This is a genomic window from Streptomyces sp. NPDC030820 (genome assembly GCF_055572075.1).
In genome coordinates, this window is the sequence record NZ_JBVIEB010000017.1 from 19,059 (window position 1) to 33,172 (window position 14,114).

The 14,114-nt window shown below is 68.3% G+C and carries 10 protein-coding genes and 4 pseudogenes; 6 read left to right on the top strand and 8 right to left on the bottom strand.

The window, feature by feature from the left end:
- Positions 1-2: 2 nt before the first annotated feature.
- Positions 3-2,843, bottom strand: coding sequence for an NACHT domain-containing protein (locus ACZ418_RS35680; RefSeq protein WP_468371318.1), 2,841 nt, complete (start codon positions 2,841-2,843; stop codon positions 3-5).
- 711 nt (positions 2,844-3,554) lie between these two features.
- Between ACZ418_RS35680 and ACZ418_RS35685 the strand changes: the two genes are divergently transcribed.
- The gene (locus ACZ418_RS35685) at positions 3,555-4,052 is read left to right on the top strand and encodes a DinB family protein (RefSeq protein ID WP_468371320.1); all 498 of its coding nucleotides are present in this window, start codon (positions 3,555-3,557) and stop codon (positions 4,050-4,052) included.
- Between the two features lie 225 nt (positions 4,053-4,277).
- On the opposite strand, the gene ACZ418_RS35690 is transcribed toward ACZ418_RS35685, so the two are convergent.
- On the bottom strand, positions 4,278-4,643 hold the full coding sequence (locus ACZ418_RS35690) for a hypothetical protein (RefSeq protein WP_468371322.1): 366 nt from the start codon (positions 4,641-4,643) through the stop codon (positions 4,278-4,280).
- A 211-nt stretch (positions 4,644-4,854) separates the two neighbouring features.
- On the opposite strand from ACZ418_RS35690, the pseudogene ACZ418_RS35695 reads away from it, so the two are divergent.
- Positions 4,855-5,151, top strand: a pseudogene (locus tag ACZ418_RS35695) (transposase); the annotation flags it as partial.
- A gap of 6 nt (positions 5,152-5,157) precedes the next feature.
- On the opposite strand, the pseudogene ACZ418_RS35700 reads toward ACZ418_RS35695, so the two are convergent.
- Positions 5,158-6,065 (bottom strand): annotated as a pseudogene (locus ACZ418_RS35700) (sigma-70 family RNA polymerase sigma factor).
- Between the two features lie 84 nt (positions 6,066-6,149).
- Between ACZ418_RS35700 and ACZ418_RS35705 the strand changes: the two are divergent.
- The 3 genes and pseudogenes from ACZ418_RS35705 to ACZ418_RS35715 all read left to right on the top strand — a co-directional run bounded on the left by ACZ418_RS35705 (position 6,150) and on the right by ACZ418_RS35715 (position 10,688).
- Positions 6,150-6,598 (top strand): annotated as a pseudogene (locus ACZ418_RS35705) (carboxymuconolactone decarboxylase family protein).
- A 577-nt stretch (positions 6,599-7,175) separates the two neighbouring features.
- Entirely contained in the window at positions 7,176-9,326 is a 2,151-nt protein-coding gene (locus tag ACZ418_RS35710; protein WP_468371324.1) for a SpoIIE family protein phosphatase, read from the top strand.
- Positions 9,327-10,295: 969 nt separating this feature from the next.
- Positions 10,296-10,688 (top strand): recombinase family protein, encoded by a 393-nt coding sequence (locus ACZ418_RS35715; RefSeq protein WP_468371326.1) that lies wholly within the window; start codon positions 10,296-10,298, stop codon positions 10,686-10,688.
- 75 nt (positions 10,689-10,763) lie between these two features.
- On the opposite strand, the gene ACZ418_RS35720 is transcribed toward ACZ418_RS35715, so the two are convergent.
- Together ACZ418_RS35720 and ACZ418_RS35725 are read right to left on the bottom strand one after the other, a co-directional pair.
- Complete coding sequence (locus ACZ418_RS35720; RefSeq protein ID WP_468371328.1) at positions 10,764-11,645, bottom strand: PhzF family phenazine biosynthesis protein; 882 nt, start codon at positions 11,643-11,645, stop codon at positions 10,764-10,766.
- Between the two features lie 110 nt (positions 11,646-11,755).
- Positions 11,756-12,067: an EthD family reductase gene (locus ACZ418_RS35725; protein ID WP_468371329.1), complete on the bottom strand. Its 312-nt coding sequence runs from the start codon at positions 12,065-12,067 to the stop codon at positions 11,756-11,758.
- Between the two features lie 273 nt (positions 12,068-12,340).
- On the opposite strand from ACZ418_RS35725, the gene ACZ418_RS35730 reads away from it, so the two are divergent.
- The gene (locus ACZ418_RS35730; RefSeq protein ID WP_468371516.1) at positions 12,341-12,463 is read left to right on the top strand and encodes a hypothetical protein; all 123 of its coding nucleotides are present in this window, start codon (positions 12,341-12,343) and stop codon (positions 12,461-12,463) included.
- On the opposite strand, the gene ACZ418_RS35735 is transcribed toward ACZ418_RS35730, so the two are convergent.
- From ACZ418_RS35735 to ACZ418_RS35745, 3 genes and pseudogenes are all read right to left on the bottom strand, one after another.
- Complete coding sequence (locus ACZ418_RS35735) at positions 12,464-12,835, bottom strand: hypothetical protein (RefSeq protein ID WP_468371517.1); 372 nt, start codon at positions 12,833-12,835, stop codon at positions 12,464-12,466.
- Positions 12,836-12,950: 115 nt separating this feature from the next.
- Positions 12,951-13,583: pseudogene (locus tag ACZ418_RS35740) on the bottom strand (helix-hairpin-helix domain-containing protein); the annotation flags it as partial.
- Positions 13,584-13,710: 127 nt separating this feature from the next.
- Positions 13,711-14,061, bottom strand: a complete 351-nt coding sequence (locus tag ACZ418_RS35745; RefSeq protein WP_468371331.1) for a peptidoglycan-binding domain-containing protein — start codon at positions 14,059-14,061, stop codon at positions 13,711-13,713.
- Between the last annotated feature and the right edge of the window lie 53 nt (positions 14,062-14,114).

The window sequence follows — 14,114 nt, forward strand, 5'->3', positions numbered from 1 at the left end:
TCTTAGCTAGGTGCTGTCCCATTAGTGATGGAGAGCTGTTCCTGAAGTCGGGCGTGCCGGAACTGATATAGGGCACCGACCTGGCGTAGTGCGCCTCGTGTGTGGGCCTCTTCAAGAAAGGCCATGAGGCGCCAGGGCAGTTGCCCCGTGGCGCAGAGCCAGAGGCGAGTGGTGAGTAGCCAGCCCCAGGCGCTGAGCATGAGGGCGAGGGGACCGGTGGGCGCCCAGATGACCATCGCTTGGTAGATCAGTGGCGCAGGCATGTTCAGCAGTTGGATGATCAAGGCAGTACCGGCGATACCGAAGAAGGTAATGATGACGCTGCGAGCGATCGCCGTCGTGCGATCGCTGTACAAGCTGGTAAGCGGGCTCAGGGAGCGCGTGGCATCGATGGGTACGATCAGCCAGCGGTGCACCCCAGCCGAAATGCCAGCGATCAGGCCGATGACGAGACCGACACGCAAGCCAAATGCTGCGGCATTAACGAAAAGCCGGCCGGGACTGCCCTGGAAGAGCCATTCTTCGGCCTGCACGGAGAGCTCGTTTGCAAAGTCAAAGTCCTCCACGGTTGTGCCGTCTGGAAGTTTCACCTTGGCAAAATTGTATTCACCGCGCGGCAGATGGATTTCGATGGGGCCGGTGAAGGACGTACACCGTGCTCCATTCGTGCACAGGTTGGCTGCTGACGCTGTACCCGCGTATTGGGTACCGTTGGGGTTTCGGACCACGATTCCGGTCACGGCCTTAGGGAAGCGGACGTACTTGCTTCCGTCGGGCATGCGGGCGAAGCGCCAGCCGTCTGGGGTGACACCGTATCGGGTTCCGTCTGAGAGGGTGTGCACTACTGAACCGGCGGGAAAGGCAGCTTGCCATTCGGCCCTGACGGCCAGTGTAGTGGCCCAGGCCAGACCGAAGGTGATGCTCAAGCAGAATCCTGTGAGCAGGCCCATGGCCGTTCCACGGCTGACTGTTCGAGCTAGCTCACGCCGACGGCGCCGCGAGGGGGCGAGGGCACGTCGTTCCGGGCCACGAGTGTTCCGCCTCGCCAGGGCGGTCAGCAGAAGTGTCAGGATGCCGAGAACAGCTCCGGCGCAGAACAAGTAGAGGGAAACCTCGCCAGTCTGGATATCGAAGGCCGGTGTGGACACGGCGATAAGAACTGTGCCAGCGCCGAAGAATACGAGGGAAGCTGTGGTAAGAAAGCGACGTAGAGGTGAATGACTGGGGCCCTTCCGTCCAATAGAAGAGGTGGAAGGTAGGGGGTTACCGGTGATACCCATGATGGCGAGGATCGCCACATTCACTAGACCCGCAGCTGCGGCCAGGGACGCGTCACTGACCCAACCGTTGGCGAGTTCGACATATTCCCATTTGAAGTCCAGAGTTCCAGCAATGCCGACAATTACACCTAGAAAAGCTGCGGCTGTCAGAGACGGGAATGTTTCGCGGAGCCCAATTTTGTCGCGCGTTGAGGAGCGGGGGGCGGCCAGGTGGGGGTCATGCGACAGGATCCAGTAGCTGGTACAGACAGCCGTGAGGAACGCGGCTACTGCGACGCTCGGCCCAGTGCCTGGGTGCGGTACCCCGGCCAGGCTGAATGCCAAGGCCACACCTCCCAGAAACAGGATCGGTCCGAGGGCGCGGAGCGGCTGCGGTAGAGCCAGCCGCAGGTTCCACCAGGCCAGGTCGCGGGTGTGTTGTCGTTCCAAGTGTGTGGCGAGGAATCTGAGCCAGCGTTGGGCGTCTACCGCGCTGGGCCGATCTTTGAAGGCTGCGGGGACGAAAGCCTCCAGAAGGTGGTGTTCGAGAGTGACGGGGGAGCTGAAGCGTGGGTCGAGGAGCTCGGTGGGGTCCGAGCCACCGTCCCCGTAGACGGTGCGGGCCATTGCGACCATCAGCGGCGTCTGCAGGACCTGGTGCAGCGTCCGGCTGGCCGGTGCGTCGGGGTGGGCGGAGAGGTAGGCGAATACAGGGTCCCAGCGGGTGGTGCGTTGTCCGCCAGCGCCGCGTGCGGGGCGGGCTGTGCGGATGAGGTAAGCGCTGGCGTCTTCGAACGACACGGGTTGGAGTTCGACTGCTGCGGCAGAGGTGATGACATCCCCAGTCTCCACTTGCGCCGCATATACCTGGGTGCGGCAGGTGAGGAGGACCGGGTCTCCTGAATCAAGTTCCGCGTTGAGCCGGGTCACGGCCTGAGCCTGAAGGGGTTCGGGGATCTCGTCCAGGCCATCGAGTACGGGCAGCACGCGCCCTGAGGCGAGCAGTTCTCCGGCCCAGGTGGCTCCAGGGTAGGTTGCTGCCAGTGAGGCAGCCATCCAGGTGCGCAGGCTCTGTCGGTCTGGCCGCCAACTGGCGAGTGAGAAGACCACCGGGACGGGGCTGCCGGGCTGTCGGCGCTGCAGCAGATCGAGTGTGAAACGCACAGCTAGCACGGTCTTGCCGCTGCCGGGAGCCCCCAGGACGACCAGCCGTTTCGACGGTACTCGGTCGAAGACCTCGACGATATGCTCCAGCCTGTCGCCCAGCCCGGGCGGCTCATCCGTGTTGTCGTGCCTGTCCGTCAGCCAAGGTTCGGCGACCACCCAGGCCACCTGCAGGGGATCCGGATCCTGGAGTCGCCGAAGTCGCCATTCAGCTCGCCACTGTTCCGCGACAGCGGATGCCAACTGATCGCTGTAGCGGTTGAGCCGGTCGCCAGAGGGGGGCGCTGCGTCATTGGCGCCGCGGGTCAGACTGGCGCTGAGGCCGATCACGGATACGGCGAACCCAAGAACCGATGTCAGCGTCGAGACATCCTCAATCTTGTGATTGAGCCACGCCACAGCGAACAACGCACCGGTCACCGCTACTGCTGCGGCCCAGATTATCTGCCGCCCATAGCGCATTAAAGCATCCCCAAGATCGCAGTCCGCCCACGAGACAGTACGTTGTGTGATTGAGCGCCAGGCGGGAACACGCCGCAAGTAGGTGGCGAGGCGTGGTGAGTATCGGCGAAATCGGCGTCCCGTTGCACCCGATTTAGTAGATCTCGCATCGTCTGCATTTTAGGGAGCACCTCCAGTGCAGACTGGTCGGCTGCGTCTCCGGAACACCTCTCGCGCTGCATTTATGAACACCGGGATCAGTACGGAAACACCACACCTGCCACTACACCCAATGGGATGGCCGCGTGCGGTCCGGTTGGCCGATCGACACAAGCGGCCCGGCCGTACGGCAGCGCGCGGCCGGCGCGAACGAGCCGGCCGCTAGCAGGCACGCGCCGAGCCCGGCGTGGACACACCTTGCTCGTTTCCGGTATCTGGCCTGCGTTGTTGGGTGGAACGCGGAGTCGACGTAAGCGGCGCCCTCCGCAGCGAGCGGCTCACCTGCGGGACGTGCACCACGGCGTCGGCCGACGGTGAGGCGAGGGGCGGAGCCACCACCGGACGCGTGCCAAGGCCGGCCCCACACTCCGAAGGCTCGAGCCGAACCGCCGAGCGGCAGCCGGTCATCTGCGGCGCAGGTCAGCCGCAGAGATCCGACTGTCGTGCGCCCCTCGCTGTCATGATGGCCCGATGGACAACCGGGAGAGGACCGAACCTCCGCGGGTGGCCGATGAGCACGCCACGCTGACCGGCTTCCTGCAGCGCCAGCGTGACACGCTGGCCATGGCATGTGCGGGGCTCACAGCCGAGCAGCTCAGGGAAAAGGCCGTGCGGCCCTCGGGCTTGTCGCTGCTCGGCCTTGTCCGGCACATGGCTGATGTCGAGCGGACCTGGTTCCGGAACGTGTTGAACGGCGAGCACAGCGATGTGCACTGGCCGCGAAGCGACGGCGGCGCTTTCGCCGTCGACACCGCAGACCCGTCCGAGGCGTTCGCGATCTGGCACGAGGAGTGCGCCCGATCCCGCGACATCGTGGATGCCGCCCAGTCCCCCGACGTCACCGGGCGGTACGGAGACGACGTCTTCTCTCTCCGCTACATCCTCACCCACATGATCGAGGAGTACGCGCGGCACAACGGCCACGCCGACCTCCTCCGCGAGCGCATCGACAAAATCGCCGAACAGTAGTGGACGGCCGGGAGCCGGTCCCCCGTCAGTACCGCCCTCGGGAACATCCGGCTCCGGCCGCTGCTGGCGCGCGTGCACGCCCCGCACCGCACGTGGTGGGAGCGCGGCTGAAGCCTCACTTGGAGAGCGACTACGGGCGTGACCGGTCCGTCAATATGCGGCCTGCTGCCGTCCGTTGTTCGGCGTCAGCAAGTACCCCGACAGCTCGCTCCTTGGTCACCATGCTCAGGCGCGCATACGGGAAGTCCGGCCCCATGTCGGTTCCCAGCCCGGCGCGTTCCGGTACAGACGCAGCAGTGAGCGGATGCCGCGCCACACGGCCACCTTATGAGCCGGCCGCCTGACGAAACTGAGCGATTCCAACTGGTCAAGAATGCGCTGCAGAAGATAGGCATAAGCACCTGCCCGACCGGGCCCCCAATTGAAGATCAGGCGAACCTGCTCACCCATGAATCCACCGGCCCTCAACGCACTGACCACCTCGTCCGTGAGCCCAGGCCAACCCTCCCCAGCAACCAGAGCAAGCGCCTCTTCAACCTTGATGCACTCACGCAGGTACCGGATCTGATCACGCCCAGTGTCATCTCTCATACGCCGCATCATCGCGCCCGCCACCGAGACCCTGCCCGCCCAACCACAACACCAGCCAAGACACTCCACGCACACGGGGCCGGCCGCTGGCCGGCATGGGGAATCCCCCTGCCCCGGGGCCTTCGACAAAGGCAAAGGCCAGGCCCCTGACGGGGCCCGGACGGTCGGGTGATGGGGAGCCACCGACCCGGCGAAGGCGGGAGGCTCGAAGAAGATCATCGATGACGTGGACGAGCTGCTGGCGTTCTACGACTTCCCCGCCGAGCACTGGATCCACCTGCGGACCACGAACCCCATCGAGTCGACCTTCGCTGCGGTCCGGCTGCGGACCAAGGTCACCAAGGGCGCAGGCAGCCCGGCCGCGGCCCTCGCGATGGTCTTCAAGCTCGTCGAGTCCGCCCAGGTCCGCTGGCGGGCCGTGGCCCCCCACCTCGTCGCCCTCGTTCGCGCCGGAGCCCGCTTCGAGCGCGGCCACCTCGTCGAACGCCGTGAAGCCCGCGCAGCCTGAAGCAGGTCAATGATCCACAGACCTTGGCCGATCACACGCCGGGGCCGGCAGGTCCATCCGTGCAGACTTGGCCGGGTCGATTACGACCGTGATCTCAGTGATTCGGTCGTCGACGATGGTGAACGCCAGGACCGAGAGCGGGGTGCCGTCGTCGCGCCAGGAGACGAAACCGGGGCGACCGCCCACGAGCGCCGGTCGTCCCTGTGCGGCTCCGCCGGCGGACAGCCGCGTGCCGGCACCGGCGGCGACCTGGGTGGCGCCGAGGATGACGACCACGCCGTCGGGAGTGTCGACGGCCAGCTTCACTTCGGGGTCGAGTACGCGTAGCAACCCCTCGAAGTCGCCGCGCCGCGCCGCCGCCAGGAAGGCCTGGACCACTTCTCGCTGCTCCCGTATGCCACCCGCCGGCCGGTCGGCCGCCGGGATCTTCCTGCGAGCGCGGCCGGCGAGCATCTTGGTGGCGGTGGACTTGCCGAGGGTCCGGGCGATCTCGTCGAACGGCACCGCGAACAGGTCGTGCAGCACGAACGCCAGCCGCTCGCTCGGGCCGAGCGAGTCGAGGACGACCAGGAGCGCGAGGCCTACCGAGTCGGCGAGCACCGCGTCGTCCTCGGGGACAGGGCCGTCGTCGACCGTCACCACGAGCTCCGGCTGACGGTCGTCGTAGGGCGACGCGGGGCGGGTCCGGCGTGAGCGCAGGACGTCGAGGCTGATCCGGCCGACCACGGTGGTCAGCCAGCCGGAAAGGTTGTCGATCGTCGCCGGGTCCTGGCGGGCCAGCTGCAGCCAGGCCTCCTGGACCGCGTCTCGGCGTCGGCGTGTGATCCGAGCACGCGGTAGGCGACCGCGCGCAGCCGGTCGCGCTGGGCCTCGAACGCCTCGGCCACCGGGTCCGCCGGGTTGCTGTCGGACATGTTGTTACCTTCCTCGGATCCGCTCCGTCATGGGTGATGACGGGCCCGGAAGGGCTCAGGTAACCGATGAAGGAGCAACGCACGATGGAAGCACGTGTGAAGAGCCAGGCCAATCCCGATGTCATGACAGCAATCCAGCACCTCCACAAGGCGATCACGCCGGGGGCGCCGACAAGCGGCTGTTGTCGCTGGTCCATCTGCGCGCCAGCCAGATCAACGGCTGCAGCCCATGCGTCTTCGCCTCGACCCATTCGGCGCGGGCGGCCGGTGAGACGGACGAGCGGCTGCACAACGTGGTCGCCTGGCGCGAAACCCCCTTCTACACCGAGGAGGAGCGCGCGGCCCTCGCCCTGACCGAGGCTGCCACCCGGCTCCAGGACGGCGCACCGGGCGTGACCGACGAGATCTGGGACGCCGCCGCTGAACACGTCAGCGAGGAACACTTGAACGCGATCATCCTGGAGATCGCGATGACCAACTTCTTCAACCGGATCAATCGCACCATCCGGGAGCAGGCCGGCAAGACCTGGTGACCCGGGCGGGGCGTCATCAGCCCGGAGCCTGCCCGGGCTGATGACGCCCCACAGGCCGCCGGGCCGCGCGCTCCGCGCGCTCACGCGCTGCGTGGATCTGCTCGCCTTTCGTCTCGCCGCGCGACCGTCGCCGGATGTGGGCGTAGTGTCCGGGTATGAGTGACGCTCTGTGCGGCTGGTATGGGGCTGCGCCGCAGGAGCCGATGGGGCATGACCGTCTGCGCTGCCGGCCTGCGCGTCGGCAGGCGGTCAGGCGTGCACGTCGCAGGTGGCAGCGGGCTGCTCAGGCGTGGGGAACGATGACGGCGGCCGGTGCTGAGCTGCGTCTCCGGGGGCACGCCGTCACTCTGCGGGCGGTCCGGCAGTCGCCTCCGACCGGAGGAGTGGCGGGTTGGCACAGCGCCGTGGTGACGCGGGTGCCGGACCTGGCCCGGCAGCTGGTACGAGCGGCGGTGAGGGCCGACCGGGAGGCCGGCACCGGCTGGGCGCAGATCGGTGCCGTACTTGGGATCTGTGGCCAGGTCGCTCGCGTTCGCTTCGGGCGCACGCGTGCTGCTCCTTCCGGCGTCCGCAGGAGGTGAGGGACGTGCAGCAGCTTGCCGACTTCGCCCCTGGCTCCGGCTCTGGCCTGGAGCAGCTCGATGCTCCCCTGGCAGACGTCATGCGGGTCACCGGTGCCTCGGTGGGCTTGCTGTATCTGCTGCCGCCCGGTGAGCGGGTACTGCAGCTGACGGTGATATCCGGGGTATCCCAGCAGATTGCAGCCCCGTGGGCGCGGGTCACGGTGAGCGCCCCCCTGCCGGCGGCGGACGCCGTACGACAACGGCGCATGGTGTGGCTGAGCAGCCAGGAGGAGGTGGCACGCCGCTATCCTCAGCTGGCGCTCGTGCTGCCCTACGAATTCATGTTGGCTGCTGCCCCGGTCAGCTGTGGCACCACTGTGTGGGGTGCCCTGGTACTGCTGTGGCCTATCTGGCGCCCGCCGCAGCTGAGCTCACGTGAACGGGATGCGCTGGGCACGTGCTGCGAGTGCGAGGGTGTGCGCCTGCAGCAGGCTGCCGGCCAAGGGCAGCCGTTGTTGCCCACCGACCAGCCGCGGGTTTTGGCCCCCGTGCGTTCCGGCCGCATGGTGTCGGGCGAGGCACCTGCTGCATTCGACTTCGCTGAACGGCTGCCGCAGGGCTGCTGCGCACTCGATCTGGACGGGCGGGTCACTTTCATCAACACTGCGGCCGGCGACCTCCTCGGCGCGGGGGTCGGCGTCTTGCTGGGCAGCCGTCCCTGGGAGAGCCTGCCGTGGCTGCACAACCCTCTCTTCGAGGACCGGTACCGGGCAGCGGTGGTCAGCCGTTGGCCCACCTCCTTCACCATCCTGCGCCCGCCGGACCAGTGGCTGTACTTCCAGCTCCACCCGGACGACAGCGGCATCAGCATCCAGATCACTCCGGTCCCGGCCGAGCACGCCAAGCCCACCATGCCGTGGCAGCACAGCCCACCGGCGCCAGAGGTCGGGGCGACAGCCCTGTACCACCTCACCCACCTGGCGGCCGGCCTCACGCAGGCTGTCGGGGCGGACGATGTGGTCGAGCTGGCCTGTGACCAGATCGTCCCCGCCTTCGGCCCCCAAGCCCTCGCCCTATTGACCGCGGAGGAAGGCCGGCTGCGCGTCATCGGCACCTGCGGCTTCAGCGCCGAACTCACCGAGATCTTCGACTCCCAGCGCCTGGCCTCCGACACCCCTGCCGTCCGGGCCCTGCTCACGGGCGACCCAGGCTTCTACGCCACTTTCGCCGACCTAAAACGCGCCTACCCTCCAGCGGTTCACAAAGACGAGCTGCCCGCCTGCGCAACCTTGCCCCTGATCGCCTCCGGCCGCACCGTCGGCACGCTCATCCTCGGCTACGACCGGCCCCGCCCCTTCCCCGGGCCGGAACGCGCCATCCTGGCTTCCCTGGCCGGCCTGATCGCCCAGGCCCTGGACCGCGCCCGCCTCTACGACATCAAGCACCAGCTCGCCCACACCCTGCAAACCGGCCTGCTGCCCCACACCCTGCCCACGATCCCCGGCCTGGACGCCGCCGCCCGCTACCAGCCCGCCAGCCACGGCATCGACATCGGCGGCGACTTCTACGACCTCATCCCCTGCGGCGAAGCATCCGCAGCCGCGGCGATCGGCGACGTGCAGGGCCACAACATCACCGCCGCGGCCCTGATGGGACAAGTCCGCATCGCCGTCCACGCCCACGCCACCGCCGGCACACCCCCCGGCGAAGTCCTCGCCCGGACCAACCGTCTCCTCATCGACCTCGACCCGGGGCTGTTCACCAGCTGCCTGTACGCCCACCTCGACCTCGCACACCACCGCGCCCGCCTCGCCACCGCCGGACACCCCCCACCCCTGATCCGCCACCCCGACGGCCACACCGAAATCCTCCACCTGCCCCCCGGCCTGCTCCTGGGCATCGACCCCGACGCCACCTACCCCACCACCGAGATTCCGCTCCCTCCCGGCACTCTCCTCGCCCTGTACACCGACGGCCTGATCGAAACCCCCGGCACCGACATCGACGACGCCACCGCCGACCTCGTCACCTGTCTCGCACAGGCGCCAGACCGGACCATCGGCGCCCTCGCCAAGACCCTCGTCAACCACTGCCCCCCGACCCCACACCAGGACGACATCGCCCTGCTCCTCATCCAGGCAACAGCACCCCACCAGGCGATCTGAAACGCGGCACTTCAACCCCGTGAAGCGTGAAGCCCCGGACCCTGGCGGACGGAGCCGATGGCCGGTCTGCGGAGCTCCTCACAGGGTGTGATCAATCTCGGCACCACCCACGGTTCCATTGATCCCCGGGGCCGGAGTACGTCAGGGATCTACGACGCCTTCACCCGTCTCAGGCCGGGCTCAGCAGGAGTCCTGGTCGTCCTGCACGTCGTGCAAGGAGGGGGCGTAGGAGATCCCGACGATCAAGCCGTCCGCCGTGAGAAGTCTGGCCACCGTCTGACCCCACGGCTCGGTTCGGGCCTGGTGCACCAACGCGAAACCCGCGCGCTGAAGCTCGGCACTGGCGGCTGCGACGGCTTCCGCGTTCGCCACCTCGAACTCGATCGAAGCCTGCGGGACCACCCGGTCGGCGGGCCACTGGGGTGTGCCGAAGCATGCCTCGGCTGCTTGCGAGAGCGGCCACAGGCCGAAGTGCTTACTGCCAGGGACGCTCCCGCTGGAGTAGTAGCCGTTGCCTTCCCCTCCAGAGGGAGGCCAAGAACCTCGATGAACAGCTTGCGGCTCAGCGACGGGTCGGCGACGACCACCGCCACGCTCGTGATGAAGAGAACGTCCATGTCGGCACTCCCTGCTCCGACTGGGCTGCGGGGGCCGGAGATAGATACGGCCTCGTTGGCACCGCTTTCAGCGGCCGGATCCCGCTCAACCTATCCGCCGGCTTCCCAAGGGCCGAGACGCCCGCGCCAACAACAGCCTTGAGTCACCCATCAGGCTGGCGATGCCGGCGGGGCTTCCCTCGTACGCCGTCGACGCGGTCACCAGCGGCCGACAGGCCACCTGAGTGTGGTCTCGGCTTCGGGCAGCCTGTCCATGCCCACCGCCCTCTTCCTGAACGTCCCGGGCCGTACGCAACGCGTGTCGCGCGGTCGTTCGCGGCGGCCTGTTCGGCTGCCGCCTCGGCTTCGGCAAATGCCTGGTAGAGCGAGGCGACGGACGGCGGCTTGCCCTTGTTCTTGCCGGCCCATCGTCGAAGAGGACCTGCACGCCAACGGCCGCCACTTCCGCACCCTCGACGGCATCGTGCTCGACGCCAGCGACGACATCTGCGGCGAACTGATCTTCACCGTGTTCGCCGCCATCGCCAAGTTCCAACGTCAGCAGATCGTCAAAGGCACCCGCGAAGGCCTCGACGCCGCCTGCGCCGGAGGCCGCGTCGGCGGCCGTCCTCGCGCCCTGACCTCCGAACAGTTCGCCGACGCCCGCATCCTGCTCGGCGCCGGACAAACCCGAACCGCCGTCGCCGCCAAGCTGCGCGTCTCCCGATGGACACTCAGCCGCGCCCTCGACACCGCGTCCCGCTGACGGCCGCCACCGGGTGCCAACGCTTGACCGCAGCGGACAGCCCAGCCCCATGCGTGGATCGCAGAAGAGGACGGTCTAGTTGTCGCCTCGGTGTCCGTCGCGGACCACCGCTAACCCGCCGACCCGGGTCGTGATGCCCGCCGGCCCGCGTCGGGCCGAAGCGAGCACGCTGGCCGGTCGACCGAGGGCGTCACCCTGCTCCACCTCGATCGCGACCGTCTGTGCCCCTGTCGTGTCGAGCAGGTGGGCGGCCAGGCAGCCGGTGCTGTTGGCGTTGGCGACGTCCTCGTCGACACCGATCGCCGGCGCGAACATCCGCGCCGCACCCGGTCGGTCGCCCACCGGCGGTACGTACACGAAACAGCCGAGGAGCCCGTACCGCCGGCACACCGCTGTCAGCCTGCCGAGGTGTGGGTGGACTCGGAGCAGCGCCGACCGGTCGTGGACCGGTACCAGCATGCGTGGTGCGCCGGGCGCGGCGATCCGTGGCGCGTCGGTCGGATGCAGGTCGTCCGCGGTGAGCCCGAGCGCGGCGACGATCGCGGCGCGCTCGTCCGGTGCCGGGTGACGCAGCGCCACGAGGCCCTGGTCGAACCACACCTCGATGCCGGCGGGGCGGCGGATCGCGACGGTGTCGAACGTGCGCCCGCCGGTGTGCTGGCGGTCGTTCAGCTCGCCCAGCGCGGTGCGGGTCAACCGGACGGCCTGCGCGGCAACGGTGCCGTGGCCGCAGCCGGACAGTTCGGCGGTGGCGGTGAAGAACCGGACCGGCCAGCCACCGTCCGGCGTCCGCCCCGGGCCGAGGAACGCCGCGTGCGAGGTGCCGGCCGCAGCAGCGACCGCACGCCGGTCCGCGTCCGTCGCCGCCGGGTCGTCGTCGGTGACGGACGTGGGGCTGCCGCCCCGGCCGTCGCGCCGCACGCACGCATCGACCACCGTGACATCCGGCCAGGACATCGGCCCCCCTTTGACGCTCAACGAACCGGCAACCGCGAACGGCGTTCCGCCGATGGCCGGACCTGGCCGCAACGGCCGACCGAACGCGTCCCGGAGCGTACCGTCCTGCCTCAGCCGGTGCCGTCCTGCACCGGATAGTGGATGACGACCGCACCGCCGGTGGCGTAGTTGGCGACATCGGCGGCCACCCGCCGGCCGTGCGGCGACGCCCGCGCCGCGGCCATGGCGGCGGCGTCAGCGAAGTCGCCTTCGAAGACCGCGAAATACGGCGCTTCTCCCTTGGTCGCCGCCACGTCGAAGCTGTAGCGCCACGCGAGCAGGCCGGGCAGATTCATGACCAGTGGAAGGTGGTTGGTCACGTAGTAGTCGCGGAAGTGGTCAGGGTCGGCGGGCTTGGAATACAGGACCACCAACTTATGCATGACGACCTCCGTCCAGAGACGAGACCATAACTCTCCGGGTGACCTGGGAGCTCCTGCTAAGAACCAGGGACGACACGGAACGGTTCGGATCGCCTCAAGATCCGATGCACTGTCATCGGCTCCGGAAGGGACCCGTGTTGCTAGAGCTGGAACCAGTAACGCCGCAGAGGGCCGGTACCGCGGTCGCTGATGGCTTGGAAGGCTCCCCCGCACCGCTCGATCGTCTTCACTGAGGCGGCGTTGTCGACGGCGCAGGTTGCCAGCACCCGATCCATGCCCGTTCCACGTGCCTCGTCGAGGCCCCCCGAGATAGTCCTCGGCGCGGTCCGCCGGGCGCCGCTGGTCAACGGCGACCCGTTGATGCGCGACCTGCGCGGCGACGGCCACCAGGGCTGATCAGGACACCGGCTCCCGGACGGTGAGGTCGATGTCGGGCAGGTGCGCGTCGTACTGCTCCGGGGTGACGGTGATTTCGTCGGTGGCGTAGACCCCGAACCGGTTGGCGCCGGCCGCCCCCATGCACCGCTTTACATCGAGAAGCGTGATCGTCTCGGTGGTCAGCCCCTCCCGGATCCGCCACCGCAAGTGATCCACCAGGCTGTACGCATAGGTCTTCTGCGTGCCCGAGCCCTCGAACTGGCGGAGGAAGCAGTCGGCCTCCTCGTCCACCGACCCGTCCGGCCACACAATCGTGTACGACCGGCCACCACCAGCCCGCTCGAGCACCTGGACGCGCAAGTCCCCGAGGACAACTCGACTTCGTGCCACCCCTGCCTCCCCAACCAAACTCCCTACGTACCGACGACAACCCAAGTAGTCGGTAAATCAGCACGGCATGGCCATGAGGAGCACTCAAACGAGGGAAACGGACACTCACCAAGCAGTTGGAAAATTCGAAGAAGGCCAGGTCGACGAGGCCTGAGCCGTCTTCGAGGGTGACGAAGATGACGAAGATGATGCGTTTTCCCGAGCGGATGGGCGGGGTCTGGGTGGAGGCGCGGACGCCGGCGACGAGGACCTGCCGGTCGGGGCGCAGTCGCTTCAGGGGGGCGGCGTCGGTGGCGCCGAGTTCGTGCAGCAGCTGATGGTGGTGGTCCATCAGGTGGCGGCTGACGTCGACGCCGAGGATGTGCAGTTCTTCGGTGAGGGCTTCGCGGCTGGTCATCTCGGGCAGCCCGGACGGTGTGGCGGTGTGCTGGTCGGTGAGGGTGATGGGGAGTTGTCCGTCGCCGAGGGGGCGGCCGCGGTACTGGCGGTGCAGTTCGGTGATCTGCAGCAGCAGGTCGCGGCCGGTCAGGTTGCCACGCAGGCTGTCGAGGACGCCGGCCTGGGCGAGGCGTTCGGCCGTGGCCCTGTTGGGGCGGGCGCGCTGCCACAGGTCGGACAGTGAGGCGTAGGGCTGGCCGGCGGTGATGCGCTCGGCCTCGTCGGTGTGGATGCCGCGGACGCCGGAGAGGGCGAGGCGGACCGCCCAGGTGCCGTCGGGAGCGGGTTCGACGGTGTGGGTGACCTTGGAGAACACGACACGGCACCGGGCCGGCCACCTGCCGGTGGGCGATCGAGCGCACCTTGGCCTGGCCGCTGCCGCATCGCCCACCGACCGCATCACCCACCGACAGCTCGGCTCATCGTGCCGGCCGTTGTCATTCGCGGCACCAGTACAGGATGGCGTCCCAGGTCTTGGGGCCGACGATGCCGTCAACGTGCAGGTTGCAGTGTTCCTGCGTGGCCACGACCGCGTTGTACGTTCTACGGCCGAAGACCCCGTCGACTGTGACGGCGAGTTTGTCCTGCAGGTACTGCACGCAGCCGCCGGTGCTGCCCAACTCCAGGACTTCGGTGGGCAGGCCGTGGGCCCAGTGGCACCCCGGCGCCGCGGAGGACGGCGGCGTGACTGCGTCGGCCGCGCCAGCCCCGGCGAACTGCGCGGCGCCGGCCAGAACTGCGGCCACGAGCATGTGCAGTGCGCGTGGGTGTTTTCGTGCCGGTCGCATGGAGATACTCCGATCGGTCGAGGACGGACGTGGCTGTCGTTGACCGGACGAGT